The following is a 25,215-nucleotide window of genomic DNA, read 5'->3' on the forward strand; positions in this document are numbered from 1 at the left end:
TGAGTCCGCTTATAACGAAGCGAATAACTTGTGGTGGGATCGTTAGAATACGACGTATAAAATGTAGGAGAGGCTGCCTCTGGTCGACAATATGACCTAGGAGACAGCCTCTTTGGAGTTATATTCCCTTGTTAGCTGTATTTATATCAGGCTTCCGCAGGTTGTTTGACCTCCATTTGCAGTAAGGAGAAGCCGTATGCTTCCAGATCGAGGGTCATTTTATTTTGCCGGGATTCCACGGCATTTGATGTGTACAGATTCCGCCAAACGTTACGATCTGCCAAAGGGAGCTCAAGAGTACACGGCTCATCTCCCGCATTCAGCACAAGAAGCATGCGCTCACCCGTATGCGAATCCGATCGTTCAATGGCAAGACAAGGGTCTCCGGCTTTTGCATATACAATCTTCAGTTCCGTGCTGCGCAGTGCAGGGTGCTGTTTGCGAAGGGCGATCGTATGGGTGAAGAATTCCAGAAGTTCACGGTTCTGTTTGGTCTCATCCCATTCCATACACTTGCGGCAACCCGGATCATACCCCCCGTCAAGCCCCACTTCGTCTCCATAATAAATACATGGCACACCTGGATACGTAAGCAGCAACGTAACGGCAAGTTTCATCTTGCGCTCGTCTCCATCACATAAGGTCAGCAGTCTGGGTGTATCATGACTTCCGAGCAGATTGAAGGCAGCTTCAGTAACCGTTTGTGAATAGGCTGCAAGCAGTTTGCCGATCTCATTGGCAAATCCGAGTCCATCGAGCTTTCCGTTCACGGTGTAGTCCAATACCGAATTGGTAAACGGATAATTCATCACGGCATCGAATTGGTCTCCCTGAAGCCACATGAGCGAATCATGCCAGATCTCACCGAGCAGATAAGCATCAGGTTTGATGGCTTTTACCGTCTGACGGAATTCGCGCCAGAACTGATGATCCACTTCGTTGGCTACATCGAGCCTCCATCCGTCAATGTCCATCTCCTCGATCCAGAAGCGTCCTACCTCAAGCAGGTATGCCTTCACTTCAGGGTGTTCCGTATTCAGCTTTGGCATAAGCGGTTCAAAGGCAAAGGTATCATAAGTTGGAATGCCATCTTCCACACGCGGCGGCCAGTCTTTGATATAGAACCAGTCTGCGTAGGGGGAAGCAGCTCCATTCTTCATGACATCAACAAAAGGAGGGAACTCTCTGCCGGAATGATTGAATACCGCATCCAGAACAACACGTATGCCGCGCTGATGACAGGCATCCACAAAGGTCTTGAACTGTTCATTGGTTCCAAAATGAGGATCAACCTTCATGTAATCGCCTGTATTATATTTATGATTCGTGGTGGCCTCGAACAGCGGACAGAAATAGATGGCATTGACGCCCAGCTGGCTTATATGATCCAGATGATCAAGCACACCTTGCAGGTCCCCGCCGAAGAAGTTCACCGGTGTGGGTTCCCCTCCCCAGGGTTCAGCATTGCTGGGACTGATCGATGGATCACCATTCGCATAACGTTCAGGGAAGATCTGATAAAACACGGCGTCCTTAACCCACGCAGGCGGTTCAAAAATGTCGACCGGATTCATAAATGGAAAATCAAAAAACTCCAGTGGATGATCAGGCAGCGCCTGCTCGAATCCGCGCTCTGTCATCCAGACCGATTCCTCTCCCTGAATCAGTTGGAAGCCATACCGTAATCTGCGATAGGGAGGTGAAGTCTCGGCTTCCCAATAATCGAACATCTCATCCCGGGCAAAGATGCGCATGGGGATGTGCGTAATCGTTCGATCCCAGGCATATTTGTCCCCGGTAATGGCAATCACCGCATCCAGATCATCACGTTTGGAACGAAGTCGCAAATGCATGGTCGAGCGATCATAAGCGTAGGACCAATTGAGTTTGGGGCGATGATAAATGGCTTCAAGAATCATGTGAATCACTCCTCGTTAGATGATGAATTTCAGATCAATGTGGCCATGAACGCAAAAAAAGGCACAACCTCAATTGTTCACGAGGTTGTACCTTTCGGCAGCATAGCCTTTTGATTATAGTGTTATTATACGAATTAACTCAGCAAAAGAAAACACTTTTCTTCCTTAAATTTCAAATTGTTTTATTCGAAATGTAGGATGCATATCTGCAATTACTGTTTTTTATAAATCAAATCCAAGTTTATTGGCGTATGCAGAGAATTCTTTGTGAAACTTCTCGATATTTTTCTTGCCAGCAGCAATTTTGGCATTGGATTGTTTCAGGAGAGCACTGTTTACCGTTGTTTTGGAGACCGCTTTTTTAGCAAGTTGGAATCCTTCCAGCTGTGTATAGCTACCTTTGATCAAGTTGGCATGGATTTTTTTCAGCTCTGCATTTTGCGGTTTAATAAGCTTCAGCTTGGATACATATTTGGTGTAGTTAGGAATCGCAGTGTTGGTCAGTTTCAGGTAAACGGACTTGCGATTGGAAGATGTAATGTAAAATCCACCTCCCAAAGCATTAAAGGCTTTCTCCTCATATACCGACGCGGTATCCAACTGATCCAGGTAGTTCAGGAAATCTTCTTCTTCGGCTGTAGGGATCGGTTCTTGTTCGGACGTGTCAACTTCTTCATAGTATTCGTCTTCCGAATATGTAGTGGTTGAGTCATCCGCAGCTGAGGCGTAGGACCCCGCAGGTGCGAATACCCCGCCAAGCAAGACAAAACTCATAATGATTGATAGTACCCATGATTTCTTCACGTGTTAATATCCCCTATCTATAGATGTGATTTTATTCCAATGGATAATCTAACATAGTGCGACAAGAAATTACAGGAATTGTTTTACAGTAAAACCCTTGGTTGAATGCATATGAATGAATAATGTTTCACCAGCAAAAAGGGCATGCACTAGATGAAGCTAAAAGTAAGAAGAGAAATTGGTATGTTAATTAAGAAAGAAAAAATTACATATATGGTTGATGTGGAATTGGATTATATCGTTGATTTCAGAAGTGATATGGTTTGAAGTAGAATGAAAATTTTTTCCAAATAAATGCTTGTATAATGATTTCATCTCCATTACAATTCAGTTGATAATGAGATTCAATATCATTTATGAGAAAAAGGGAGACGGGTTACATCACATTGTGGCTGTTTACAACAAGTCCATCTACGTAGAAAGGTAAACCGGAAGATCTCGTTACACAGGACATGGTCCAGAAGGTTTTCCAGATGGAGTGTGAGATTGCAGTCGTCCACTGTCCGGCACACCAACCATTATCCCGCATGGAAGGGGAAGGAAGCTGAATGGAGAACAGCGTTACACTCAGCTGGCCTGAGGATCTGATGATGCAGATTTTGGCTGCGGAATATCGACTGACGAAGATCCCAAGAATTACTGTCCGACCTGTCTCAATTTAAACCATTAAGTATTTCTCTACGTGTTCCATGATTACTTCAATAATGATTCGACGAATGATTCAAGCTATATCTCTATTTTTAACCCTCCTCGTCAACGCTTCTACGTTCAATGCAGATAACAGAAACAGGCAAGCTCTTGCTTTCATTCGATCCAGAGATTGCCGCGTTTGTTGTACCTGTTATTCGATGTAACAAAACCACGCCGACATAAACTCACGTCAAAATCAATCTTATTTTTACTTAAAAGTTTATTATTGACAACAAAGAACGAATTGCCATAAAATAGATTTTATATGATATTGATAATCATTATCAATATAAATCACAATAAATATTGATGAACGTATGAGCGAGTACCTTCATTCGATCGAGGAGGATTTTCAGTGTTTCCGAAAGGGATTCATAATCTGCAAAACCGACTCATTATAAGTAAAGCAAGAGAAATGGGCATCACCTGTGAGCCACTTCTTGAGGGATGCGAAGATTTCTTGAAGCTGTCTGTAGGGGAAAAAGAGATCATCATTAACAAGACCAGATCTCATCGTCTGCCGTTAATCGCTGGACTGCTCGCGAAGAACAAGCAGGCATGTAATAAGCTGCTGCATGAACAGGGCATGCCTGTACCTTCCTTTATCGTGATTCCAGAGATGGGAAGCGAAGCAGTAACTTTTCTGAATAGATACGGCTCCATTGTAGTGAAACCGCTGGATGCGAGCAGCAGTGTGGGAGTAACGCTGGATGTGCGTACTGAAGAAGAACTGGAGACAGCCATTCATCTTGCGAGTGTCCACGGCAGCAGCATTATGTTGCAGCAATATGTAACCGGAATCGATTACAGAGTGCTGATCATCAACGGAGAAGTAGCGGCTGTAAACCAGTATCGGCCCGTCTATGTCGAGGGAGACGGAACTTCAACCGTTCGGGCATTAATTGAGCAGTTGAATCAGGAACGAATGAAGATGACGTCCATTGGTGAGTATGAAGCGTTTCCCCAGGTGGATGCAGAATCCGAACGACTGCTGGAGGTATTGCATGCACAAGGGACAACTCTGGATGAAGTTCCTGCTGCTGGTGAAGAAATCGAGCTATATGATCTCCGTAACTCAGCCGCCGGAAAAATCAGTGAATTCTACAAGGATTGTACCGAAAACATTCATCCCGAGAATGCGCAAATGATCATTCAGGCGGCCAAAACTCTTCAGATTGATGTAGCAGGGGTCGATGTTCGTTGTCGTGATATCCGCACGCCGATCTCCAGAGAAGAAGGGGGCATTCTGGAAGTGAACGCCTTGCCAGATCTGACACACCACGTCTTTCCCCATGGGGGGACAACTCGTGATGTGGTTCGGTTATATCTGGAATACTTGTGTCAGGAACAACTTGAATATAAGTCGTATAACTTATAACAACGTATAGATGACAATATATAACGAATATCAGATGACAGATGATAGATAACATCATTTATAAATCGGAACTTACCATGATTTTGAACCAATACTATGTCATATGCAAAATGCAAAACAAGAATCACAGGCAGCAGTTTCGGCTTGAATCGATTATAAGGAGCGTTAGGGCTATGTCAGTAGAGGTGCAGACGGAATATCTGAAGATGCAAAATGAGAAGGAGTCCAATGCAAGATCGTACCCCAGACATTTCCCGCTTGTCATTAGCAAGGCCCATGGGGTGAAGATTACGGATACGGAAGGCCGCGTATTCTACGACTGCCTAGCTGGTGCAGGGACATTGGCGCTGGGGCACAACCATGACACGGTGGTCAACGCCATTCGCGATGTTCTGGATCAGCAGATTCCGCTTCATACACTGGATTTAGCAACGCCGCTGAAGCTTTCATATATGCAAGAACTGTTTTCCATTCTTCCGGCAGAGATGCGAGACATAGCCAAAATCCAGTTCTGTGGTCCAACCGGAGCGGATGCAGTAGAAGCAGCCATTAAGCTGGTCAAACATGCAACAGGCGGCAAGTCCATTCTTGCCTTTCAGGGTGGTTATCACGGTTCGACCCAAGCGACGATGTCGATGAGTGGCAACCTGAGCAAGAAACAACATTTGCAAAGCCTGCTGCCGGATGTTCATTTCCTGCCGTTTCCTTATGAATACCGTTGCCCATTTGGTGTTGGTGAGGGCATGACGGCCCGGTTAAGCGCACAGTATATCGAGAACTTGCTCGATGATTGCGAGAGCGGTATTGCCGCACCATGCGGAGTCATTGTGGAGACGGTGCAGGGAGAGGGTGGAGCGATTCCAGCGGATATCGAATGGCTCAAGGAGTTACGCCGAATCACAGCAGAGCGAAGTATTCCGCTCATCATTGACGAAGTGCAGACCGGAATCGGACGGACAGGACGAATGTTTTCGTTCGAACATGCTGGAATCATTCCCGATGTAATCATCTGCTCCAAAGCGGTTGGCGGAAGTCTGCCCATGTCTGTTGTCATCTACCGGGAAGAACTGGATCAATGGCAACCTGGTGCACACACAGGTACGTTCCGTGGCAATCAACTAGCCATGGCAGCGGGACTTGCGACACTTCGTTATATTCGGGAACAGGATGTTTTACACAACGTACATCTGCGCAGTGAGCAGTTCATGAATCAACTGAATGCATTGAAAGAGCGGTATGCAGAGATTGGTGATGTGCGAGGCAGAGGATTGATGATTGGCGTTGAGGTGGTTGATTCAATGGGACGGAAGGATCGTCTGGGACATTATCTGCCTAATGGTGCGCTGGCTGAGTCTATTCAGCGTGAATGTTTCAAGAATGGATTAATTGTGGAACTGGGCGGGCGTCATTCAGCTGTTGTTCGTTTTCTGCCTCCGCTGAATATTACGGAGCAAGAAACGAATGCAATCCTTGCGATCTTTGAGAAATCGGTGGCTGAAGCGATTGCCTTAGCAACGTCCGCATGCTGAAGCTGTCCCTGATGAAAAGGCATGCAGTATTACTCGCGATTCTGATCGGTGCTTTTTCGCTGGTGCTGACCAACAGTGCATTCAACCTGCTGCTGCCTTATTTTGTGCAATATTATCAGATCTCTACGACAGCAGGAGGATGGATCATCGCCCTCTACATGCTAGCTATGACGTTAACGATGCCGCTGGCTTCCTTAATCGTAGACCGATTGGGCCGTAAGCAGACGTATATGTTGGGCATCAGTTTATACGGATTGTTCTCGGTGGCAGGTGCGTTGTTTTATCACTCCATCGAAGTACTCTTGCTGGTTCGTTTCATGCATGGCGTTGCCGCGGGACTGATGATTCCGTTATCACTTGTGTTGCTGTTTGATGTATACGGACCAGAGGTGCGAGGACGAATTACAGGAGCGTGGGGTTTGCTGCTTATGTTGGCTCCGGCTGCAGGGCCTACGCTGGGTGGATTCATCATTCAGTATGGACGGCTTGAAATGCTGTTCTGGCTTAATGTGCCGCTGGCTATATTCTCGTTCATCGGGTGCGGTCGAGTCATTCAGACCTATATCCCTGCACGTAGGAAAAAATGGCATCCATCCAGTGTCATAATGCTGATCTGCGCTGTAGGTGCCCTTAGTCTGGGGGTACAGTTGTACGCAAGTCCTGTCGTGGCAGTATGGGTACCTTGGATGCTGATTGCGCTTGGTGTGGTGTTGCTTATTCGTTTTGTCCAAACCGAGAATGGTCGCAAGGAACCACTGATCCGGTACCAGTTACTGCGGCGTAATGCCGTCTTTCCACTGACCGTGCTGATCTCGACCATTCAGGATTGTGTCATGTTTGGCGTGATCTTTGCATTGCCGTTATTGTTCCAGGACGTCTTCCACCTGTCGCCGGCCCTGTCCGGTGCGTTGTTCATTCCCTTGTCGATCTGTACAAGTCTGTTCATGTGGATTGGCGGCAGCTTGCTGGATCGTGGTCGGTCCATGCATTTTATCGCATGGGGTACGTTGCTGGTGTCCATATCGATCTTGTCGTTTGCGGTTCTGCCGATGGGAGCATCGATCTGGATCATCGGTATGCTCATGGCGTGCCGCGGAATTGGCGTTGGTCTGTCAGGCATGAGTATCTCGGCTATTGGTCTGCAAGCCTTACCGGATGAAGACATGCACGAAGGGTCGGTGTTATCAACCACGATTGAGCGTCTGGCTTCTTCGTTTGCGGTGATGGGCATGACCCTGTATTACGATATGCGCTGGCAATGGCTTGCCGGGGCAGGAACGTCCTTGGAGATGGCAAAATGGGGGGCGCTCAAAGAGATCTGTATCGGACTTGGCTGCGCCATACTGCTTACACTTCCCCTGGTCATACTTATAACCCGAAAGAAGGTTGGCATCATTGTTCGAGATGGAAAACAAGCTCCGGTCTGAGGCTGAGCAGCAGGCCCATGAACATTCGTGCAAGCTGTTGCTGAACTGTTACATACGTGAGCTTGCGCTAGAGAAAGAAAGCGATATTCGGATCAATCCAAATACGCTGTCGTACACTGTTACTTTTCAAGCTAGTAGGGTGAAGGTGACAGGACGCTTGTCTTATTATTCTGCCATAGGGGAGCATGAATACCTCAGCATGGAATCTGGCGGGGAAGCGGTGCATTATCACGACCTGGTTCGTTGGATCACATCTGAGCTAAGCGGGAATGGGGAACAGGGAGCGAGTTTGGATCAACGTGGAATGTTGAAGAGTGCGGTGGAAATGAAAAGTTCACTTGAGCTGGAGAATATACATCCATTGGGTGAAAATACGAACCGTGTCGAGGCGGCGTATGCCAGAGATTTTGCACAAAAGGTAGATAACAGTGTGCGTAACCTTACCTTGTATATCGAACAAGCAGCGGGTCTCGACATCCACGACTATCGCACATCGGAACAGTCTTTGTTGGTTGGTCATCCGTTTCACCCGTTCCCGAAGAACTCCAAAGGCTTCAGTGAGCAGGATGTGCAGAAGTACAGTCCGGAGTTACGGACATCATTTCAACTCTGTTATATCGCCGTGAGGCAGGATGTCTATATGCAGGAATGGGTCGATGACGAGGCGGCAATGGATTTGCATGACCTCCTGCGGAGTCATATGGAGCCTATTTTAAAAGGAAAGAGTGAAATGTATGGGCTGCTTCCCGTCCATCCATGGCAATACGCATACATATCACGGTTGTCCGAGGTACAGCACTATATTCGAGATGAAAAATTAATTTTGCTCGGCAGTGCGGGGCCAATCGTCTATCCAACTTCTTCTGTCCGTACAGTCTATATTCCGGCATGGAACTGCAATATCAAGCTGTCACTGAACATGCAGATCACCAACATGATCCGCACCAACAGTGCTGAGCAGATGCGCAGAACACTGGATGCCTCCAGATATGTCAGGCAGCATGACTGCTTCGGTGCTGAACCGAACACCCATATTGCGTATGAGACAGGTGTAGCGACTTGTGCTTTTGAAGATGAAGAGTTAACCAGTCTGTTTACGATAGCTTATCGGCCCGTTGAGTTTGACGTCGAGAATACGTATGTCTTATCCAGTCTGGTTGAAGCACCGCTTCCTGGGATGCGGTCGCGACTGATGACGATGCTGGGTGATGGACGTGACATAGCTGAGCGCTGGATGGATCGTTATCTGGCATGTTCTCTGCTGCCGATTGTACGGGCGGCGGGAGAGAAAGGCATTCACTTTGAAGCCCATTTGCAGAATACGCTTGTGACATTAAAGGATGGCATGCCTGTGGACTTTATCGTCCGCGATCTGGAAGGGGTCAGTGTGGATGAGGAACTTATCCGTGAGCAGGATCGTGCTGCGTCCGATTTATTATTTTATTCGCGAGAGAACGCCTGGTCGCGGACATCGTACTACTTTATCGTCAATCATCTGGGTTCTCTGATTCATGTCCTGGCGCGAGATGTGAACGTTCCGGAGGAGCATTATTGGAAGCAGGTACGTAAGGTACTTGAGGATGAACTGGAACGAACGGGCAATGCGTATGTACGGCATCTGCTGACTACGGAAGCATTCCTGGCCAAGCAAAATTTGGTGAGTTGTCTAAGGGGTATCAGCCAGACTCCGGTTTATGTGCCGGTGAGCAATCCAATGAAACGAATAGGGAGTGAAGTGCGTGGGAGTTGTGGGATACAGGGCTGAAGCAGGCGGCAGGACAGAAGCAGTCTACGTGGGTGTACAGGAACGGATCATGCGGCAGACGCTGGAGGCGATGTGGTTCGAAGGCATTTTGGACAGTGATGTGAGTGGAAGCGAATGGCGAACCAGCGGCCTTACATCTTCCGGCGATTCTGTGGCGTACACGTGTGAAGCCGAGCGGAAGTTTTCATTTGGCCGGGTGAAGGTGAAGAAGGGTTCGATTCAAAGGGAAGGCGTACCTTGCACCGATCTGGATCTGTTTTTGGAGGAAATCGTGCTGAACTCATTGAAGGGTGCCAATGTGACGGCTTTTATTCAGGAACTGCTCGAAACGATGGCAAAAGACAGCCAGTGCCGGGCGATATTACCCTTGAACATTCCGCGTGAAGATCGGCATTATGATGCGCTTGAAAGTCATATGACCGACGGTCATCTGTATCACCCGAGTTATAAGTCGAGGTTGGGATTTTCTCTGAAAGACAATCTGGCCTATGGCCCTGAGTTTAACTCTGAAGTTGCATTAGTCTGGGTGGCGGTGAAAAAAGAACTCGCTCAGATCGCTGTATCCGAGGGCTATAGCTCGGAAGAATTGGTAAGGCAGCATCTGACCGCGGAGGATGTACAGCGATATCAACACATCCTGCAACAACAAGGTCGAACGGGCATAGGTGAGACGGTCAACTTATATGTGGCGGGTGCAGGTCAGTTGGGGAGCAGTACCGAAGTTCGTGAGGGCGTTGGAGAGACAAGCCAAGCGAAGCTTCATGGGGCAGTTCGTGAAAAAGGTGAAACAGTCCGTAGCCCGGGCAGAGAAGGTAGCAAAGTTGATGGGGAAATAGCTTCTGACGCGGGTGATCGATATGTGTTCATTCCGGTTCATCCATGGCAGTGGGAGCACCAGTTGGAGTCGGTATTTGCCCGTCAACTGATGGATGGAGACATCGTGTATCTCGGTCCATCGTCTTCGCCCTATCGTGCACAGCAGTCAATCCGTTCACTATCGAACCGGGTGAACTCGGAAGCCCCTTACATTAAGCTGGCTCTCAGCATTACCAACACGTCGAGCACACGTATTCTGGCACAGCATACAACCCAGAACGCACCGTTGATCAGCGATTGGCTGGATAATCTCGTTCGTGAAGATGAGCTGTTGCAGCAAGAGCAGTTTGGCATTTTAAAAGAAATCATGGGACTGTCGTTCCGTTATGAGCAGTTGCCTGCAACGCAGTATGGACGGGCCTACGGTACACTCGGAGCCATCTGGCGGGAGAATGTATCGGTTCACCTGAAGCAAGGTGAGACGGCGTGGCCGCTGAATGCGCTGATGTTGGTACAACCGGATGGTGTTCCATTTATCCAGAATGCTGTAGAACGACATGGTGTGGAAAAGTGGAGCGAGGCTCTCGTTCGCACGGTTACACTGCCGATTATTCATCTGCTCTATGCACACGGGATTGCGCTGGAGTCTCATGCTCAGAATATCATTTTGGTACTGGAAGACGATCTCCCGAAACGAATCATTATCAAGGATCTGCATGATGGTGTCCGCTACGTACCGGATCAACTGTTACACCCGCAACAGGCACCGAAGCTGAACCCCGAGCCGGAAACTCATCGCAAGTTCAATCGGTATTCTTTCATCTATGCGGGAGATGTGTCGGAAGTCCGTGACTATACGTATGACGCATTCTTCTTTATCTGCATGACGGATATTGCGTTGGCCTTTGAGAAGTTTGGATTGTCAGAGCAGTCATTCTGGCAGCTATGCGCAGGTGTAATTGTGAATTATCAGAAGCAGCACCCGGAATACGCAGAGCGGTTTGTTGCATTTGACCTTTTTGCCGAAGATGCACTGATCGAAGAGATGACCAAGCGCCGTCTGTATGGGGATGGGGAGTTGTACTTCCGTAAGGCGAGCAATCCACTCAAGGTATCGAAGGATGAACTGGAATCACAGGGAACGCCCGAATTAAAGGGAATCATCGAATGAGAATTAATACGCTGAAGGAAAAAATTGCACGGAAACAGCCGGTGTATGGCCTTTTTGTATCTATCCCGCATCCAATCATCATTGAGATGATCGGGCATGCGGAATATGACTTTGTCATCATTGATCTGGAACATGCCACAACATCCATGGAGTCGATAGAGGAATTGATCCGGGCGGCGGAACTGGTCGGCCTAACTCCATTGGTACGTATCTCGAAGGTAGAGCGAGCGGAGATTCTTAAAGTGCTGGACTGTGGCGCCCAGGGCATCGTTATTCCGCATGTCGAGCAGCTGGAGCAGGTGGAAGAAGCGGTTCGTCACGCCTACTATCATCCGGTTGGCATGCGGAGTCTGAATAGTGGTCGTCCTGGTGTATTCGGGAAATATCCGCTCACGAGATACATTGGGGAAGCGAACGAACAAGTGATGATTGTCCCCATGATTGAAAGTGCAGAGGGCGTTCGGCAAAGTGCACAGATTCTGTCTCATCCTCAGGTGAGTTTTGTATTGGAAGGGGCGGCGGATCTGTCGCAATCCCTCGGCGTGCCATGGCAGACCGAGCACCCGGATGTGAGACGTGCGCTGGATGAATTGCATGCTACCGCGCAGCAGTGCGAAGTACCTTATGCTACGGTCACGAGAGGCGTGGAAGACATGGCGCTCTGGGCTGAGCGGGGAGTACATATATACGTGCTGGGTGATGATCGGAATACGGCGTTTCGGGCGTATGCCCAAAAGCGGAATGACTACAGAAATGTGGGTGGGCAGATATGAAACCGAGTGTATGGCATGCGATTGATGAACTACAACGCGGGATGGGAGAACCGGTATGTGCGTACGTCTATGATCTGGCTGGCATTCAGGAACAGGTACGTCAGATGTTGGGCAGCATGCCCCGGAACACACAATTGTTCTACGCGATCAAGGCGAATCCAGATCCACGCATCATTGAGGCGTTGCTTCCATTGGTAAAGGGCTTTGAAGTGGCTTCCATCGGAGAACTGCTCAAGGTAAAGGCTGTAAGTCGAGAGGTTCCGATTCTGTTTGGAGGTCCGGGTAAAAAGGAGAACGAGCTACGGTTAGCAATCGAGAATAACGTGAGTTATATCCATGTGGAAAGTCTGCTGGAGCTGAGGCGCATCATTGCGATTGCGAGGGTGCGAGCGATGGATCAGGAGCAGGCGCAGGGGAGCAGGCAGAAGCAAGATTGGGAGGAGGCGTATGAAGGCAAGCACATGCGAGGACAGGAGCAGGCACAGGAGGACAAGCATGAGCATTACGACGGTCAAGCGCAGGAAGTGCGCATTCTGCTCCGAATCAATCTTCGAAGCAGCACGTTACCCCGGACGAAGATTGTCATGGGCGGTGGGCCAAGTCCTTTTGGCATCGATGAAGAGTCGGTGGAAGAAGCGATCGAACTCATTCGTGTGGAAGGCGCGGGTATTGTTCGGTTGAGCGGGTTCCATTTTCACTCTTTGTCCAACAATATGGACGCCAGACTGCACGCCGAGATGATTGAGCTGTATTTGCAAAAGGTAGAGCAGTGGCAGCACCAGTATGGTCTTCCTGTGGAAGTGGTGAATGCAGGAGGTGGATTCGGGGTGACGTATGATGGAAGTCCCGGATTCGATTGGTCGCTGTTTACTTCCCTGCTTGAACAAAGTGAAGCCAGACAACGCCTTGCCACAAGTGGAGGCGAGTTGTATTTTGAATCGGGTCGACTGCTTGTGGCAGACCATGGGTATTATGCCGCAGAGGTTACGGATATCAAAACTTCTCATGATCAGCATTTTGCCGTGTTAAGAGGAGGTACGCACCACAATCGTTTACCTGCTTCATGGGGGCATAACCACCCGTTTCAAATTATGGAGACGGACCGTTGGAAGCATTCATTTGCCCGTCCAGAGGTAAGAGATCATCGAGTCCATATCGTAGGTGAGCTGTGTACACCCAAGGATCGCATGCATTCTGATGTGGAGGTAGCACTGCTGCGGGTGGGAGACATTGTTTTGTTTGAAAAGTCCGGAGCTTATTGTTGGACCATCTCGCATCATGATTTTCTGGGACATCCGCACCCGGCATTCCATTATCTAACGGAGGACAATAATCATGTCAACACTGATGAAGCGTTCCAGTCTGCAAGCCGCTGAACGCCGGATTATGGCGGATCTGATGAATTCATTTTTGGCCGAGCAATTACTCCCACTGGAGGATCACCCATTCATTGATTTTGCCGCAGCACCTGCACCGTTCAGACGATTGTATAAGGAATATGACGGCGAGGAGCAGAGACAGAATGGTGCTTCTAACATTAGATTGCATACGCAAGGCGTATTGTGCCTGATTGAAACAGGAGTAAGACAAGCGATTCAGTGGGTTCAGGGTTCAGCAATCTACGAAGAGAAAGCAGATGGAAACTGGGTTCTCCTTGATTCTCCGGCAGAGGTTGGACGTGCGGTGTTACAGAGGGCTTTGTCAGATGAAGACTATAGGCAACCCGGAGTGGCGGATTTCCTGACTAGTCTGGATATTGCTGTAGAGCAGTATGCTCTAGGCTGGGAACAAGTCCAGTATCTGTCCGCCAGCGTTCCGGCGACTGCTTATGAGTGGTTTATCAAAGGTGAACGTGTTGCTGCATTGCGGGATCGTCCATTCCACCCATCGTCCAAAGCCAAGGTGGGGTTCAATGCAGAGGATGTCACACAGTATGCAGCGGAGTTCGGGAAGGCGATTTCGCTCCGCTGGATGGCTATCCGTCTGGATGACGTGCAGCAAGGTTGCGAAGATGGACTGTCCATTTTGGACGTGTTAGACGATGTTCAGCGCGGAGTTTTGGAAGACGAGTTTGCCCAAAAAGGGATCACGCTCTACGAATATCTGCCGATGCCTGTTCATCCGTGGCAATTGGAACATGTGATTCTGCCTCGCTTCACTAGAGAAATTAAAGAGGGCAGCATTGTTGTATTGGATATAGAAGTGGGCGAAGTACAGGCCACATCCTCTCTACGCTCGATGGCTCCGTCAACCGAATCTAATTTGATGCTCAAGCTACCCGTTAGTGTGCTTTCGCTGGGGGCTGCTCGTTATCTGCCGGTGGTCAAACTGTTGAATGGTCTTGTGGGAGAACGGATGTTAAGACAGGCCGTTGCTTGTGACGAGATGTTGCAGGACAAGGTATATATGTGCGAAGAGCAGAACTGGTGGGGCTTCATGCCCGAATCCATGGGATTGTTCGACGATCATCCCCGGCATCTGGCTGCACAGATTCGTGTTTATCCCGCTGAATTGCTGAGTGAAGCCTACAAAGTCATCCCCATGGCTGCACTGAGTGTGAATCTGGAAGGGCATCATCTATTAACGGAGATTCTGGGAGATGACCTGAGCAGCGCGGATGTTCTCGACTTTTATACTAACGTAGCGACTACGTTCTATGACATCGTGATGCGTCTATTCAAGGTGGGCGTTGTACCTGAGATTCATGGTCAGAACTGCTGTCTGGTGTTACGGGATAATCAGGTAAACGGTCTCTTGTTCCGCGACCATGATTCCGTGCGTCTGCATCAGCCTTATCTGGATCAGCATGGTATTGCAGACCCTGCCTATCATATTCGACCTGGCTACTCGAACAGTCTGTATAACGAGACGATCCAGAAGCTGATCTTTTATGTTCAGTCGCTCGGGACGCAGGTGAATCTGGCTGCGATCATGGAGGCACTTAGCGAGGTGTATCACATCCCGGAAACGAAGTTATGGGAGATCACGGAGCAGGCCTGGAAGGAAGCGCTGACGCAGGTGCAGCTTCCTGAGGGTGACCGGGCTGCTCTTGCTCAAGCGATATTTGAGAGCGAGGCGTGGCCCGTGAAGTTAGTTGTCCGTCCGCTGCTTGAAGCGGATGGGGTGCCTGGCGCGATGCCATCGGGCAAAGGCAAAGGGTGGAACCCTTTTTACAAGGGATAGAGGTTGAGTAGTTAGTATAGGAGTGTAGAGAGAAGCGTGGCGGGATAAAGGATAGATATGGAACAGAGAAGGTGACCCGTTTGACGGGTTGCCTTTTTGGCTTATTGTCATTGGGAGTTGAAATGCTTGGAGGGGGAAAACGTTCAACAATCTGGCTAAAAAAACTTATGAAATGGGGGTACAGGAAAGAGACTGATGGTATAATCGGGTTATGTGTTATAGTCATAGTTGTGTATTACCGAAAAGGTTTTCGTAAAAATCGATATTTATTGTTGTAACCGTAATCATAATTTACTTCAAGAAAGTGAGAATCTACCATGAATCAGAAGAGGCTTTTTAATGATGGATGGCAATTTGCGAAAAGTAAGCTGGATGTCACGGAATCTGCGGGTCTGTTGTTCGAACCGGTTGAACTCCCCCACGATTGGCTGATCTACAACACGTTGGAACTGTACGAGGATAGCATTGGATGGTATCGCAAGACGTTCCGTTACACGAAGGATGAGCAGCAGATTTTGCTTTGTTTTGATGGCGTATATATGGATTCTTCGGTGTATGTGAACGGGTTGCTGGTTGGGGAGTGGAAGTATGGATATTCTGCTTTTGAACATGAGATCACGAATGCACTGGTGGAAGGCGAGAATGAGATTGTGGTCAAAGTGGTACATCAGAGTCCGAACAGCAGATGGTATTCCGGGGCTGGAATCTATCGCAACGTGTGGCTGAAGACAAGGGACCGCAACCATATTGTTACGGATGGAACGTATGTATCTATCAAGCAACAGCCAGATGGCTGGCAGGTGGAAGTGGATACGGAACTGAACCTGGAACAGAATCAGCAGGCAGAGTTGGTGCATACGATCCGGTATGAAGGTCAGGTGGTGGCATCCAGCCAAGCGAATGTTACGGCTTCGGTGGGTGAGAACGCGGTTGTATCGACAGATAGCCAACAGATCATTGTGGAGAATCCAAACCTGTGGAGCCCAGATGCACCGCATCTGTATGAGCTGGTCACCGAACTGAAACTGATCTCGGAAGATCAGAGCGAGAAGATCATTGAGACTGTATCCCAACGTATTGGATTCAAGGACGTTAAACTTGATCCGAGTGAAGGTTTCTATCTGAATGGGGTCCATACGAAGATGAATGGCGTGTGTGAACACCATGATCTCGGGGCGTTGGGTGCTGCTTTTAACCTGACGGCACTGAGAAGAAGATTCATCCTGCTGAAAGAGATGGGTGTCAACGCCATTCGAACTGCGCATAATATGCCAGCCAAAGAGTTCATGGAACTTGCGGACGAGATGGGGATGCTCGTGGTATCTGAAGCCTTCGATATGTGGGAACGTGCCAAAACGCCATATGACTATGCGAGGTTCTTCCCGGAGTGGGCGCATACGGACGTGAAGAGCTGGGTGAAGCGTGACCGTAACCATGTCAGTCTGATCATGTGGAGTATCGGGAATGAAATCTATGATACCCATGCGGATGAACGCGGCCAGGAAGTGACTGGGATGCTGATGGATTATGTGCTGGAATTTGATCCAAAGGGCAATGCGGGCGTGACCATTGGTTCCAACTACATGCCATGGGAAAATGCTCAAAAATGTGCGGATATCGTGAAGCTGGCTGGCTACAACTACGCGGAAAAGTACTACGACCAACATCATGCAGAACATCCGGACTGGATTATCTATGGCAGTGAGACCTCATCAGTGGTGCAAAGTCGTGGCATCTATCACTTCCCGTTCGAACAGCCTATTCTGGCTGATGATGACGAGCAGTGCTCGGCACTCGGGAACAGTACGACAAGCTGGGGCGCCAAGTCGGCAGAATATTGCATTCTGGCTGAGCGGGATCGTCCGTATTCACTGGGCCAATTCCTGTGGACCGGATTCGACTATATTGGAGAACCGACTCCGTATCATACGAAGAATTCGTATTTTGGACAGCTGGACACGGCAACGTTCCCGAAAGACGCTTATTATATCTACCAGGCGGCATGGACGGATTATAAGAAAAATCCGATGGTTCACCTGTTCCCTTATTGGGATTTCAACCCGGGTCAGATCATTGATGTACGCGTGTGCAGCAACGCGCCGAAGATTGAGCTGCAACTCAACGGGTTGACGATCGGCACCTACGACATCGATCACGCCCATGGAACACAGCTATCCGGCTGGTGGAAAGTCCCTTATGAAGAGGGTGAGCTGAAGGCGATCGCTTATGATGAGAACGGTGTTGTGATTGCAACCGATGTACAACGCTCCTTTACGGATGCGAAGAAGATTCGTCTGCAGGCGGATCGGGAGCAGCTACAGGCGAGCGGTACTGATCTCATTTTCGTGGAAATTACGGTGGAAGACGAATCGGGTAATCCGGTGCACAATGCAAACAACCGCGTGCAGGTTCAGGTGTCCGGTGCCGGGCGATTACTGGGTCTGGATAACGGTGACAGCACGGACTATGATCCATATAAAGGAGTCAGCAGAAGGTTGTTTAGCGGTAAACTGATGGCCATTATCGGGGCAACGGATGAGGCTGGAACCGTACGGATCGAAGTATCTTCGAAAGGATTGGAAGGTGCCGCAGCTGAGTATGAAGTGCAGGTTGTGGATGCGACGGATGTCGATGATCAGAAACAAGTGCAACCAGTTTTCATGGTCAATGAAGAACGTCCGGTGCTGACAGGTAACGCTCAGGAGATTCCTTTGCGGAAAATTGAGATCATCAGCGAATCAGGACAGCTTCTCGATCCGTCCAACCCGGAGCTGGTCGTAACGGCCAAGCTGTATCCGGAGAACACGTCCTATCGGGACATCGAGTGGGCCGCTGTGAATGATGGGGGCATCGAATCCAACATTGCCAAGGTGGAAGTCATTCCTGCGGGAACGGATGGCAATGGAGAGAATCAACATACGGTGAAAGTATCAGCGATTGGTGACGGGGCGTTCCGACTTCGCGCTACCAGTACAAATGGTACGGATAAAACGAAACTCATCTCACAGCTGGAATTCAAGGCGGACGGTCTCGGTACAGCCTACAAAGATCCATATGGATTCATCACTGGCGGACTGTACGATTACACTAAAGGTGAGGTTGGTAACGGGAATGAACGGGGTGTAGCAACAAGTCGGGATGGGGAGACCCATGTGGGCTTCCGCAATATCGACTTTGGACCCTATGGTTCCGATACGATCACCATTCCGATCTTTGCATTGTCGAGCGAGGAGTACTTTATTCAGATCTGGGAAGGCATGCCTGACGAAGAGGGCAGCACAATGATCGCGGATGTGGTATATGACAAGGAATCCAAATGGAATGTGTACCAGGAAGAGACATATCATCTGTCCAAACGCCTGAGTGGGATTACGTCGATCTGCTTTGTATTGAAGCAGAAGATTCATATTAAAGGGTTCTCCTTCGAGCGTCAGAGTCAGGCCTTTGAACAAAATGCGGCGGCATCCTGTGACCAACTCTATGGAGATACGTTCAAAATTGAGGGTGACCGTGTTGAAGGCATCGGGAACAACGTGTCGTTGGAGTTCGAAAACATGGACTTTACGGCAGAAGGCACGTCGAAGCTTGTCATTCATGGCCATTCACCAATAGATAAGAATACAATTCATATCCGCTTCGCAGGTGAGGATGGCCAGAGTAACCAGCTGGTTGAGTTCACACAATCCGAAGGATATGAGGAGCGTGTATTTGAGCTTGAACGGGTGACAGGTGTGCAAAAGGTAATCTTTATCTTCTTGCCGGGAAGTCAGTTTGACTTCGACTGGTTCCGTTTCGAGAAGTAAGTGTGATGTAAATATAAAACCCCTTCAAGCAGGCATCAGTTCATGGAAACGTGGATCTGAATCGCTTGCGTGAAGGGTTTTTTCTTATATGTAGGTGTGGGAGAAAACATCAATGAACCTGCTCTGCTTCAACTAAGAGATCTAAGTGATGACCTATTCGGCTATAAATGTACAACTTAATATCCGTGTCTTGTAATGCAAGCAGATTGATCGTTTTATCATTATTTCTGCTGATAGATGTTTCCATAGGTTCACTTACTTCATTGACATACATCTTCACATATACCGTGTGGTTGCTGTTGTTTTCAATCGAGATGTTGGCATTTTTTCCATTGGAAGAAACCATTGTGAAGCTGCCATTGTATGCGGAACGACCTTCATGTTGAGTTGGGGCAATGAGAAGAACAGAAGTAGATGCTGGGACGGAACGCTCCATTTCATGGGGTAATCCGTTTGACTGCGGTTTGTCCGTTGAAGCTAGAGTCGCTGTATTTGCCGAATGGGTGGATTTAAGTACAGATAGAGCCAGTGCTACACCAAGCATTGTTTTTAACATCATGAAATGAACCCCCTGCTGAATGATAAAATACTCTAAAATTTCGGTTCCTGTTACCTATACATTTCTATGATTCTAAACGTTCGAAACAGCAGGAGGGTTACGGGTAAATGGAAAAATAAGAATAATGATGCAACAAAGGATAATATTGAAACGTTCCATACATGAGGTGATGGAATGAAAATTATGCTTATCTTATTGTTAGCATTCATGCTGTTAACTGCCTGTGAGGCAAATAATCCAACAACGGATGCTCCCGGAATTACGCAAGCTTTTCCAGAAATTATTGAGCCCCATAATTCAGAGCAAGCGGAGCAAAGTGGGGATGTGGTTGTGCTTCATGGAGACATACGGAACGAAGATAAGTGGGACACATTTATGAAAAATGTGGAGAAAAAACAGCAGGATCAGGTTCGTGTAACGATGTATACCATTGAAGGTGGGGCTATTATCCAGGAATTGATATACGATGGCTCAGCTATTCAAGCGACTTACGATAACTCAAGGGATCTCTATGGCTCCAAACAGGGAATGAAGACCGACACCTGCAAAGGGATCAGGACGATGAAGAGTGAGCAGGGACGTATTTTTTACGTGTTAACTGGTTGTGAGAAGGAAGAGAACCCCTTTTGGATGCCTAAGCTTTAAATGAGATGTATCCACATGCAATTTCTTAATAAAAACTGTGAAGCCGAGGCTGGCTGTGCAGGTTTTTGTAGTTATATGAAAGGTGGAAAATCGGGATTTTATCTGTACAAAGCATTGGACTCTTTATTATAAAACGCGTCTGTTAAATCATTCTCAGACTACTTCATCGCCCTGAATCTCATAACCCAACTTCACTTCATGATCTGTATAGGTTTCATTAAGCAGGGTGATGGTAAGCCCTTCTACAGTTTTGGTTTGAGTTGGGATGTTTGAATCGGGAAGTGCGGATTCTACCTTATTAGTAACAAAAAAATAAAGTACAAGCGGAAGTAGCAATATGACAAGACCAATAATGAGAGCAATGATAATATTCTTTTTGTTCAATGTGAGTGCTCCTTTCAGAGAAAAAATGTATTGAAGTGCAGTTGATCATTAATAACCAATTATATCATATTCTGGAGGAGGGATTTAATGAAGAGGTTCTGGATGTTATGTATATTAATACTCCTATTAACAGGATGTGGTCAGGACAGTAGAGAGAAAGCCATAGAACAACTAACTCAGTTTCAGAGGAATGATGCATCACTTATTGTATTTACCGACCGTACTGCGGAGCGGCCATTTATTGTTGATTTACAGACGCAATTAAATAAAATGAATAACGAGAATTTGAGGGAAGAAGGTCCAATTACTAACGTGACCTTTTATAATGTCCGTGATGAAAACAAGTTTAATTATGAGAAGATTTTTGGTCTGAAATCATATCCATACATGATCCTGTTCGAGAAAGGCCAGATCACATTGGAAACGCAGGAACCGGAAGAGATCGTTCAGTATTTTAAGAAAAAGTAAGAGTCTACTGAAAAAGCTTGCCCGAACACGCAAAATATCTGGCCAATGAATTTTTCCATCTACTGCAACTTGAACGAGAAAATGAATCCTCCGTTTGATTCCAATCGACTTCGTTGAAATTTGCGTATAATTACTACGGTCAAGTTGGCGGGTGAAGATAGAATACAACCTATTGAGATTCATCCCGATGGATCGTCTGAGTTAAACATAAAATGTGATATGCGAGGTCTTGTCTGGAAAGACAAAAGACAACTATAGCAGGACTCTTGTCTTTTTTATTGGGCTTCATTCATAGTTATTCGCACACTCTCCGAATGTGCCACTGACATATACATAGGGCATACACACTATGTGCATCGGCCTAAGGAGAGTGACTATTTTGAAGAATCTGAACAAGAGGACAGCTACCCTCAACAAATTAAGGCCCAGACGTGCTAGATTAAAATGCAAAAACAAAATTCCACGAAAACGGAAATATAAGATGATTCGTAAAGTGTGCCGAAGAAAGTACCGCTCCCTGAAGCGTTCATTAAGATTACAGAAAATGGCCCGTGACAAAAAAGTCATTGCATTACCGAGAGGGGCAGGCAGCAACCTGGTATGTCGTGAGCCGAGCCCCATGCATGCTCCGTTGAGACAACATGAATTAAAGACTGTGAGTCTCCCCGGGACGCAAGGTGTGGCAGGCGCCCAAGGTCCCGCGGGCTCTCAAGGTGGGCTGGGTCAACCGGGAGTTCCCGGAGCACAGGGTCCCGCAGGCCCTCAAGGTGGGCTGGGTCAACCGGGGGTACCCGGAGCACAGGGTCCCGCAGGCCCTCAAGGCGAACCGGGTCAACCGGGAGCTCCCGGAGCGCAGGGTCCCGCAGGCCCTCAAGGTGAACCGGGTCAACCGGGAGCTCCCGGAGCGCAAGGCCCCGCAGGCCCTCAAGGTGAACCGGGTCAACCGGGGCTCCCCGGAGCACAGGGTCCCGCAGGCCCTCAGGGTGAGCCGGGCCAACCGGGGCTCCCCGGAGCGCAAGGCCCAGCAGGCCCTCAGGGTGAACCGGGCCAACCGGGAACTCCTGGAGCGCAAGGACCAACGGGGCCCCCAGGTGAGCAAGGTCCGCCGGGTACCATACCCGGAATTGAAATCATTCCTACGGCAAACCGATACTTTTATTTTCCGGACACCGATCTGGATTTGTCGGCCTCAGTTATAATTCCAGCCACAGCATTCACAAATGACGATGGCGGCAGCATAACCGAATTTGCCGGGATTGGACTTAACAGTTTTAACAATCTTTATATCAACGGGATTGTCCAACCAGGAAACTCATATAGTGTAAGTGCTGATAGGTTGTTTTTTTCGTCACAAAACGGTGTGATCTTTGCAGGGACGCCTATTATTATCGAGGTTATTATAATAACAACCAATATCATAAATGGTTAAAATTGGTTCTATTCACCGGTTCCTTTGCCCTCACTGCGCTCGAATCTACCACATATACTATGTCAGGTAGGAGGTGAGAAACATGCCACTCGTGACACCATTTCAGAACAGTTTGAGATTTGCTGCAACCATTGGTGATGGAACCGGGACTGGAGCAACGTTTGCGATTGCTGCGACCGCTTTTACAAATGATGCGGGTGTAGCTGCAACTGCATTCCCAGGCACCTACAACTACTACAATCTTTATATTAATGGTCTTATGCAAACAGCAGATACATCCTCGGCTACGACGACTACAATTACAATCCCTGGTGGAGATGCATTAAATGCAGGGACTCCAATTGTCGTACAATTTGTAGTGTCTTAATGAAGATGTAATCATGCTGTATCGTTATCTTGTGCGACTTCTATCTGAGGGTAGAAGTCGTTCTTTTTGTACAAGACTCTCGTCGACATAACAGTATTCATTCATGCATGAATGTGCAAAAATGGTTACCAAAGGATATTGCCCAACTACCGGATAACCTCTGAGGAAATGATCCTTCCGTTTGATTCCAATCCTCACTCTCACTTGTTAAAATTTAGGTACATAAACTATGGTCAGGTTGGCGGTGAAGATAGGATGCAACGTATTCAGGTACATCCCGATGTGTTGGACGAGAAAGCTCGATTGGTCCAGCAGAAGAAACAGGAACTGGAGCGAATGGTCTGGGAACTGGAGAAATCCATCTATATGTTGCAATCCGATTGGTCGGGTGTGACCGGAGAACGTTTCTTCTGGGATTTTATGCAGGCAAAAGAAGTGTTCCCGACTACACTCGGGCTGTTGGACGAAATCCAGAAAGAGTTTACGTTTATCGCAATGAACTTCAGAACAACGGACGGCTCAGGTGAGGTTGCGCTGTACATTCCAGAAGAACTAAAGCCAAGCTTCGGCACCGGACTGGTCGATAAAGCAATTGGTGACACCGTTACGGGACTTGGTGAGATGGCAGAATCGTTCATTTATAATCCGTTTAGTACATTAACCAGTCTGGCCTATGCCATGACCGTAGGCAAAGTTGTAGACGTTGGGCGGGGTATTGGATTTGCATGGGATGCGGCTTGGGGCACAGGAACGGCAAGGTCTGACATCGAGCAGTTTGTGGATGAGCAGAAGAAGCAGCTCGATGAGAGTGGAGCAGGATATTACGGTGGAGCGATGACGGGACAGGCCTTAGCATATGTATTGTTTGGGAAAGCCTTTCGTTCGATGGATGACAAGCATACCGATCTGGGTGGATCTGGTGGGGGCAAGAAGGAGGCAGATAAAGGGGGGAACCAATTTAATGCTGCAGCTACAAAAAAGACGAATAAAGGTTTAGAAATCGAATTTGAAAACCCGTACGGTAGTATAATAAAATGGGTTGAACAAAACCCTAAAAATATTCCAAGTGCAATCGAAAGTGCGATCAATAGTAGCAATACTGGCAAAGCAATTGAAGGTAAAGTAGGAGATTTCGTTCAGGGAAAAGTTGAAGTTACAGGATTTGGGCTAAAGTTAGATAATATATCTACTGGCAAACCTGCGGGGGATATTGATGTTATGACGAATAATCAAATCATAGAGGTTAAGAAGTCAATATCTTCTGTTAAAATGGATCAAATCGATAAGTACGTTAATCCAAATAACTCTCAATTTTTTAACTACGAGGGAAGAAGGATCGTGCTTTATATCGATGAAAGTTTTGATATCGCAAATAAGCAAACAGATAAAATGATTAAAGAATTCAATAGTAAAGGTGTAACTGTTGTGAATTCACTCGAAGAGCTAGGAGGAGTATTGAAATAATGGGAATGTCATCGTTTTTATTATTCAAACGTGGAGAAAGCACGTCAGCAAGTAATTTATTGAGTACTATTAATAATATATGTATAAAAGAGAAACTATTCTTTGATAATGATGAAGAAACTTACGATAGCGAAGGTACATTAAAATATACTCGACTATATATAAGCGACACGCCATTTAAGGAGAATTATTCAAGGACTCTTAGCTTTAGTGTATATGATGAACCTTACGAATTTCAAACCGTTACTTATGACTGGGATGATACGCAAAATGAATATTTTAAAGCAGTAGTTTCTGATGACTTTGATGATAATGAGGATTTATTATTTAAATTCCTTTTTGCTTTTCTGAATGAATTCCCCGATGCAAGAGTATGGATTGAAGAAGATTGGTTTTACAATCTAGAAGATATGAAACAGATAAAGGCATCCTACAATAATGATTGGTGTTATATCAACCCCAAAAACAACATTTAAATGAAGCACAAAAATTAAGATTTAGGCACTTCTACCAGACGGTGAGTAGAGGTGCTTTTTTCTATGAAATCAAACAACTAATGAAATCTTCCACCAATTGGTCGATAATATAGAAGAAGCAATTTTTAGCTCATTATATACATAAAGAACTATCCACAACCATCC

Annotated in this window: 19 protein-coding genes; 15 read left to right on the plus strand and 4 right to left on the minus strand. The window is 47.3% G+C overall.

The annotated features are described in order from the left end of the window. Positions 1–146: 146 nt before the first annotated feature. Both J2X75_RS16020 and J2X75_RS16025 read right to left on the minus strand, forming a co-directional pair. On the minus strand, positions 147–1,919 hold the full coding sequence (locus J2X75_RS16020; RefSeq protein WP_310337817.1) for an alpha-glycosidase: 1,773 nt from the start codon (positions 1,917–1,919) through the stop codon (positions 147–149). Positions 1,920–2,141: 222 nt separating this feature from the next. Further along, entirely contained in the window at positions 2,142–2,723 is a 582-nt protein-coding gene (locus J2X75_RS16025) for a hypothetical protein (RefSeq protein ID WP_310337818.1), read from the minus strand. Positions 2,724–3,768: 1,045 nt separating this feature from the next. Here J2X75_RS16025 and J2X75_RS16030 point away from each other — a divergent pair. From J2X75_RS16030 to J2X75_RS16070, 9 genes are all read left to right on the plus strand, one after another. Next, a complete protein-coding gene (locus J2X75_RS16030; protein ID WP_310337820.1) occupies positions 3,769–4,791 on the plus strand; it encodes an ATP-grasp domain-containing protein in 1,023 nt (340 codons plus the stop codon). A 110-nt stretch (positions 4,792–4,901) separates the two neighbouring features. Beyond that, positions 4,902–6,320 (plus strand): diaminobutyrate--2-oxoglutarate transaminase, encoded by a 1,419-nt coding sequence (locus J2X75_RS16035; RefSeq protein WP_310338494.1) that lies wholly within the window; start codon positions 4,902–4,904, stop codon positions 6,318–6,320. Positions 6,321–6,331: 11 nt separating this feature from the next. Beyond that, the gene (locus J2X75_RS16040; RefSeq protein ID WP_310337822.1) at positions 6,332–7,747 is read left to right on the plus strand and encodes an MFS transporter; all 1,416 of its coding nucleotides are present in this window, start codon (positions 6,332–6,334) and stop codon (positions 7,745–7,747) included. Next, positions 7,725–9,512, plus strand: a complete 1,788-nt coding sequence (locus J2X75_RS16045; protein ID WP_310338497.1) for an IucA/IucC family protein — start codon at positions 7,725–7,727, stop codon at positions 9,510–9,512. The genes J2X75_RS16040 and J2X75_RS16045 overlap by 23 nt, the downstream gene beginning before the upstream one ends. Continuing rightward, positions 9,487–11,499 (plus strand): IucA/IucC family protein, encoded by a 2,013-nt coding sequence (locus J2X75_RS16050; RefSeq protein ID WP_310337824.1) that lies wholly within the window; start codon positions 9,487–9,489, stop codon positions 11,497–11,499. The genes J2X75_RS16045 and J2X75_RS16050 overlap by 26 nt, the downstream gene beginning before the upstream one ends. Continuing rightward, positions 11,496–12,272, plus strand: a complete 777-nt coding sequence (locus tag J2X75_RS16055; protein WP_310337826.1) for an HpcH/HpaI aldolase family protein — start codon at positions 11,496–11,498, stop codon at positions 12,270–12,272. Before J2X75_RS16050 ends, J2X75_RS16055 begins: the two co-directional genes overlap by 4 nt. After that, entirely contained in the window at positions 12,269–13,648 is a 1,380-nt protein-coding gene (locus tag J2X75_RS16060) for a type III PLP-dependent enzyme (RefSeq protein WP_310337827.1), read from the plus strand. The genes J2X75_RS16055 and J2X75_RS16060 overlap by 4 nt, the downstream gene beginning before the upstream one ends. Next, complete coding sequence (locus J2X75_RS16065; RefSeq protein ID WP_310337829.1) at positions 13,608–15,455, plus strand: IucA/IucC family protein; 1,848 nt, start codon at positions 13,608–13,610, stop codon at positions 15,453–15,455. Before J2X75_RS16060 ends, J2X75_RS16065 begins: the two co-directional genes overlap by 41 nt. Positions 15,456–15,772: 317 nt before the next feature. Beyond that, positions 15,773–19,258, plus strand: coding sequence for a glycoside hydrolase family 2 TIM barrel-domain containing protein (locus tag J2X75_RS16070; protein ID WP_310337830.1), 3,486 nt, complete (start codon positions 15,773–15,775; stop codon positions 19,256–19,258). Positions 19,259–19,367: 109 nt separating this feature from the next. Here J2X75_RS16070 and J2X75_RS16075 read toward each other — a convergent pair whose 3' ends face one another. Further along, positions 19,368–19,817, minus strand: a complete 450-nt coding sequence (locus J2X75_RS16075) for a hypothetical protein (protein WP_310337833.1) — start codon at positions 19,815–19,817, stop codon at positions 19,368–19,370. Positions 19,818–19,991: 174 nt separating this feature from the next. Here J2X75_RS16075 and J2X75_RS16080 point away from each other — a divergent pair, with 174 nt between their 5' ends. Next, entirely contained in the window at positions 19,992–20,462 is a 471-nt protein-coding gene (locus J2X75_RS16080; RefSeq protein WP_310337835.1) for a DUF4362 domain-containing protein, read from the plus strand. 153 nt (positions 20,463–20,615) lie between these two features. Here J2X75_RS16080 and J2X75_RS16085 read toward each other — a convergent pair whose 3' ends face one another. After that, the gene (locus J2X75_RS16085) at positions 20,616–20,846 is read right to left on the minus strand and encodes a hypothetical protein (protein ID WP_310337837.1); all 231 of its coding nucleotides are present in this window, start codon (positions 20,844–20,846) and stop codon (positions 20,616–20,618) included. An 87-nt stretch (positions 20,847–20,933) separates the two neighbouring features. Here J2X75_RS16085 and J2X75_RS16090 point away from each other — a divergent pair, with 87 nt between their 5' ends. From J2X75_RS16090 to J2X75_RS16110, 5 genes are all read left to right on the plus strand, one after another. Next, positions 20,934–21,314, plus strand: a complete 381-nt coding sequence (locus J2X75_RS16090) for a hypothetical protein (protein WP_310337840.1) — start codon at positions 20,934–20,936, stop codon at positions 21,312–21,314. Positions 21,315–21,795: 481 nt separating this feature from the next. Further along, positions 21,796–22,743, plus strand: a complete 948-nt coding sequence (locus tag J2X75_RS16095) for a DUF4183 domain-containing protein (protein WP_310337842.1) — start codon at positions 21,796–21,798, stop codon at positions 22,741–22,743. Between the two features lie 82 nt (positions 22,744–22,825). Then, positions 22,826–23,110, plus strand: coding sequence for a DUF4183 domain-containing protein (locus J2X75_RS16100; protein WP_310337843.1), 285 nt, complete (start codon positions 22,826–22,828; stop codon positions 23,108–23,110). 255 nt (positions 23,111–23,365) lie between these two features. Then, positions 23,366–24,574, plus strand: coding sequence for a WXG100 family type VII secretion target (locus J2X75_RS16105; protein ID WP_310337845.1), 1,209 nt, complete (start codon positions 23,366–23,368; stop codon positions 24,572–24,574). Then, positions 24,574–25,050: a hypothetical protein gene (locus J2X75_RS16110; RefSeq protein WP_310337847.1), complete on the plus strand. Its 477-nt coding sequence runs from the start codon at positions 24,574–24,576 to the stop codon at positions 25,048–25,050. The genes J2X75_RS16105 and J2X75_RS16110 overlap by 1 nt, the downstream gene beginning before the upstream one ends. Positions 25,051–25,215 lie beyond the last annotated feature (165 nt).

It is taken from the genome of Paenibacillus sp. 2003, assembly GCF_031455635.1.
Taxonomy (GTDB): domain Bacteria; phylum Bacillota; class Bacilli; order Paenibacillales; family Paenibacillaceae; genus Paenibacillus; species Paenibacillus amylolyticus_B.

Bases quoted from the DNA above. Each gene is read 5' to 3' on its own strand.
- J2X75_RS16035 (WP_310338494.1), top strand. From the start codon at position 4,902: ATGCAAAACAAGAATCACAGGCAGCAGTTTCGGCTTGAATCGATTATA.
- J2X75_RS16045 (WP_310338497.1), top strand. From the start codon at position 7,725: ATGGAAAACAAGCTCCGGTCTGAGGCTGAGCAGCAGGCCCATGAACAT.
- J2X75_RS16070 (WP_310337830.1), top strand. From the start codon at position 15,773: ATGAATCAGAAGAGGCTTTTTAATGATGGATGGCAATTTGCGAAAAGT.
- J2X75_RS16075 (WP_310337833.1), bottom strand. From the start codon at position 19,817: ATGATGTTAAAAACAATGCTTGGTGTAGCACTGGCTCTATCTGTACTT.
- J2X75_RS16065 (WP_310337829.1), top strand. From the start codon at position 13,608: ATGTCAACACTGATGAAGCGTTCCAGTCTGCAAGCCGCTGAACGCCGG.
- J2X75_RS16105 (WP_310337845.1), top strand. From the start codon at position 23,366: ATGCAACGTATTCAGGTACATCCCGATGTGTTGGACGAGAAAGCTCGA.
- J2X75_RS16040 (WP_310337822.1), top strand. From the start codon at position 6,332: ATGAAAAGGCATGCAGTATTACTCGCGATTCTGATCGGTGCTTTTTCG.
- J2X75_RS16090 (WP_310337840.1), top strand. From the start codon at position 20,934: ATGAAGAGGTTCTGGATGTTATGTATATTAATACTCCTATTAACAGGA.
- J2X75_RS16095 (WP_310337842.1), top strand. From the start codon at position 21,796: ATGATTCGTAAAGTGTGCCGAAGAAAGTACCGCTCCCTGAAGCGTTCA.
- J2X75_RS16100 (WP_310337843.1), top strand. From the start codon at position 22,826: ATGCCACTCGTGACACCATTTCAGAACAGTTTGAGATTTGCTGCAACC.
- J2X75_RS16055 (WP_310337826.1), top strand. From the start codon at position 11,496: ATGAGAATTAATACGCTGAAGGAAAAAATTGCACGGAAACAGCCGGTG.
- J2X75_RS16110 (WP_310337847.1), top strand. From the start codon at position 24,574: ATGGGAATGTCATCGTTTTTATTATTCAAACGTGGAGAAAGCACGTCA.
- J2X75_RS16020 (WP_310337817.1), bottom strand. From the start codon at position 1,919: ATGATTCTTGAAGCCATTTATCATCGCCCCAAACTCAATTGGTCCTAC.
- J2X75_RS16060 (WP_310337827.1), top strand. From the start codon at position 12,269: ATGAAACCGAGTGTATGGCATGCGATTGATGAACTACAACGCGGGATG.
- J2X75_RS16080 (WP_310337835.1), top strand. From the start codon at position 19,992: ATGAAAATTATGCTTATCTTATTGTTAGCATTCATGCTGTTAACTGCC.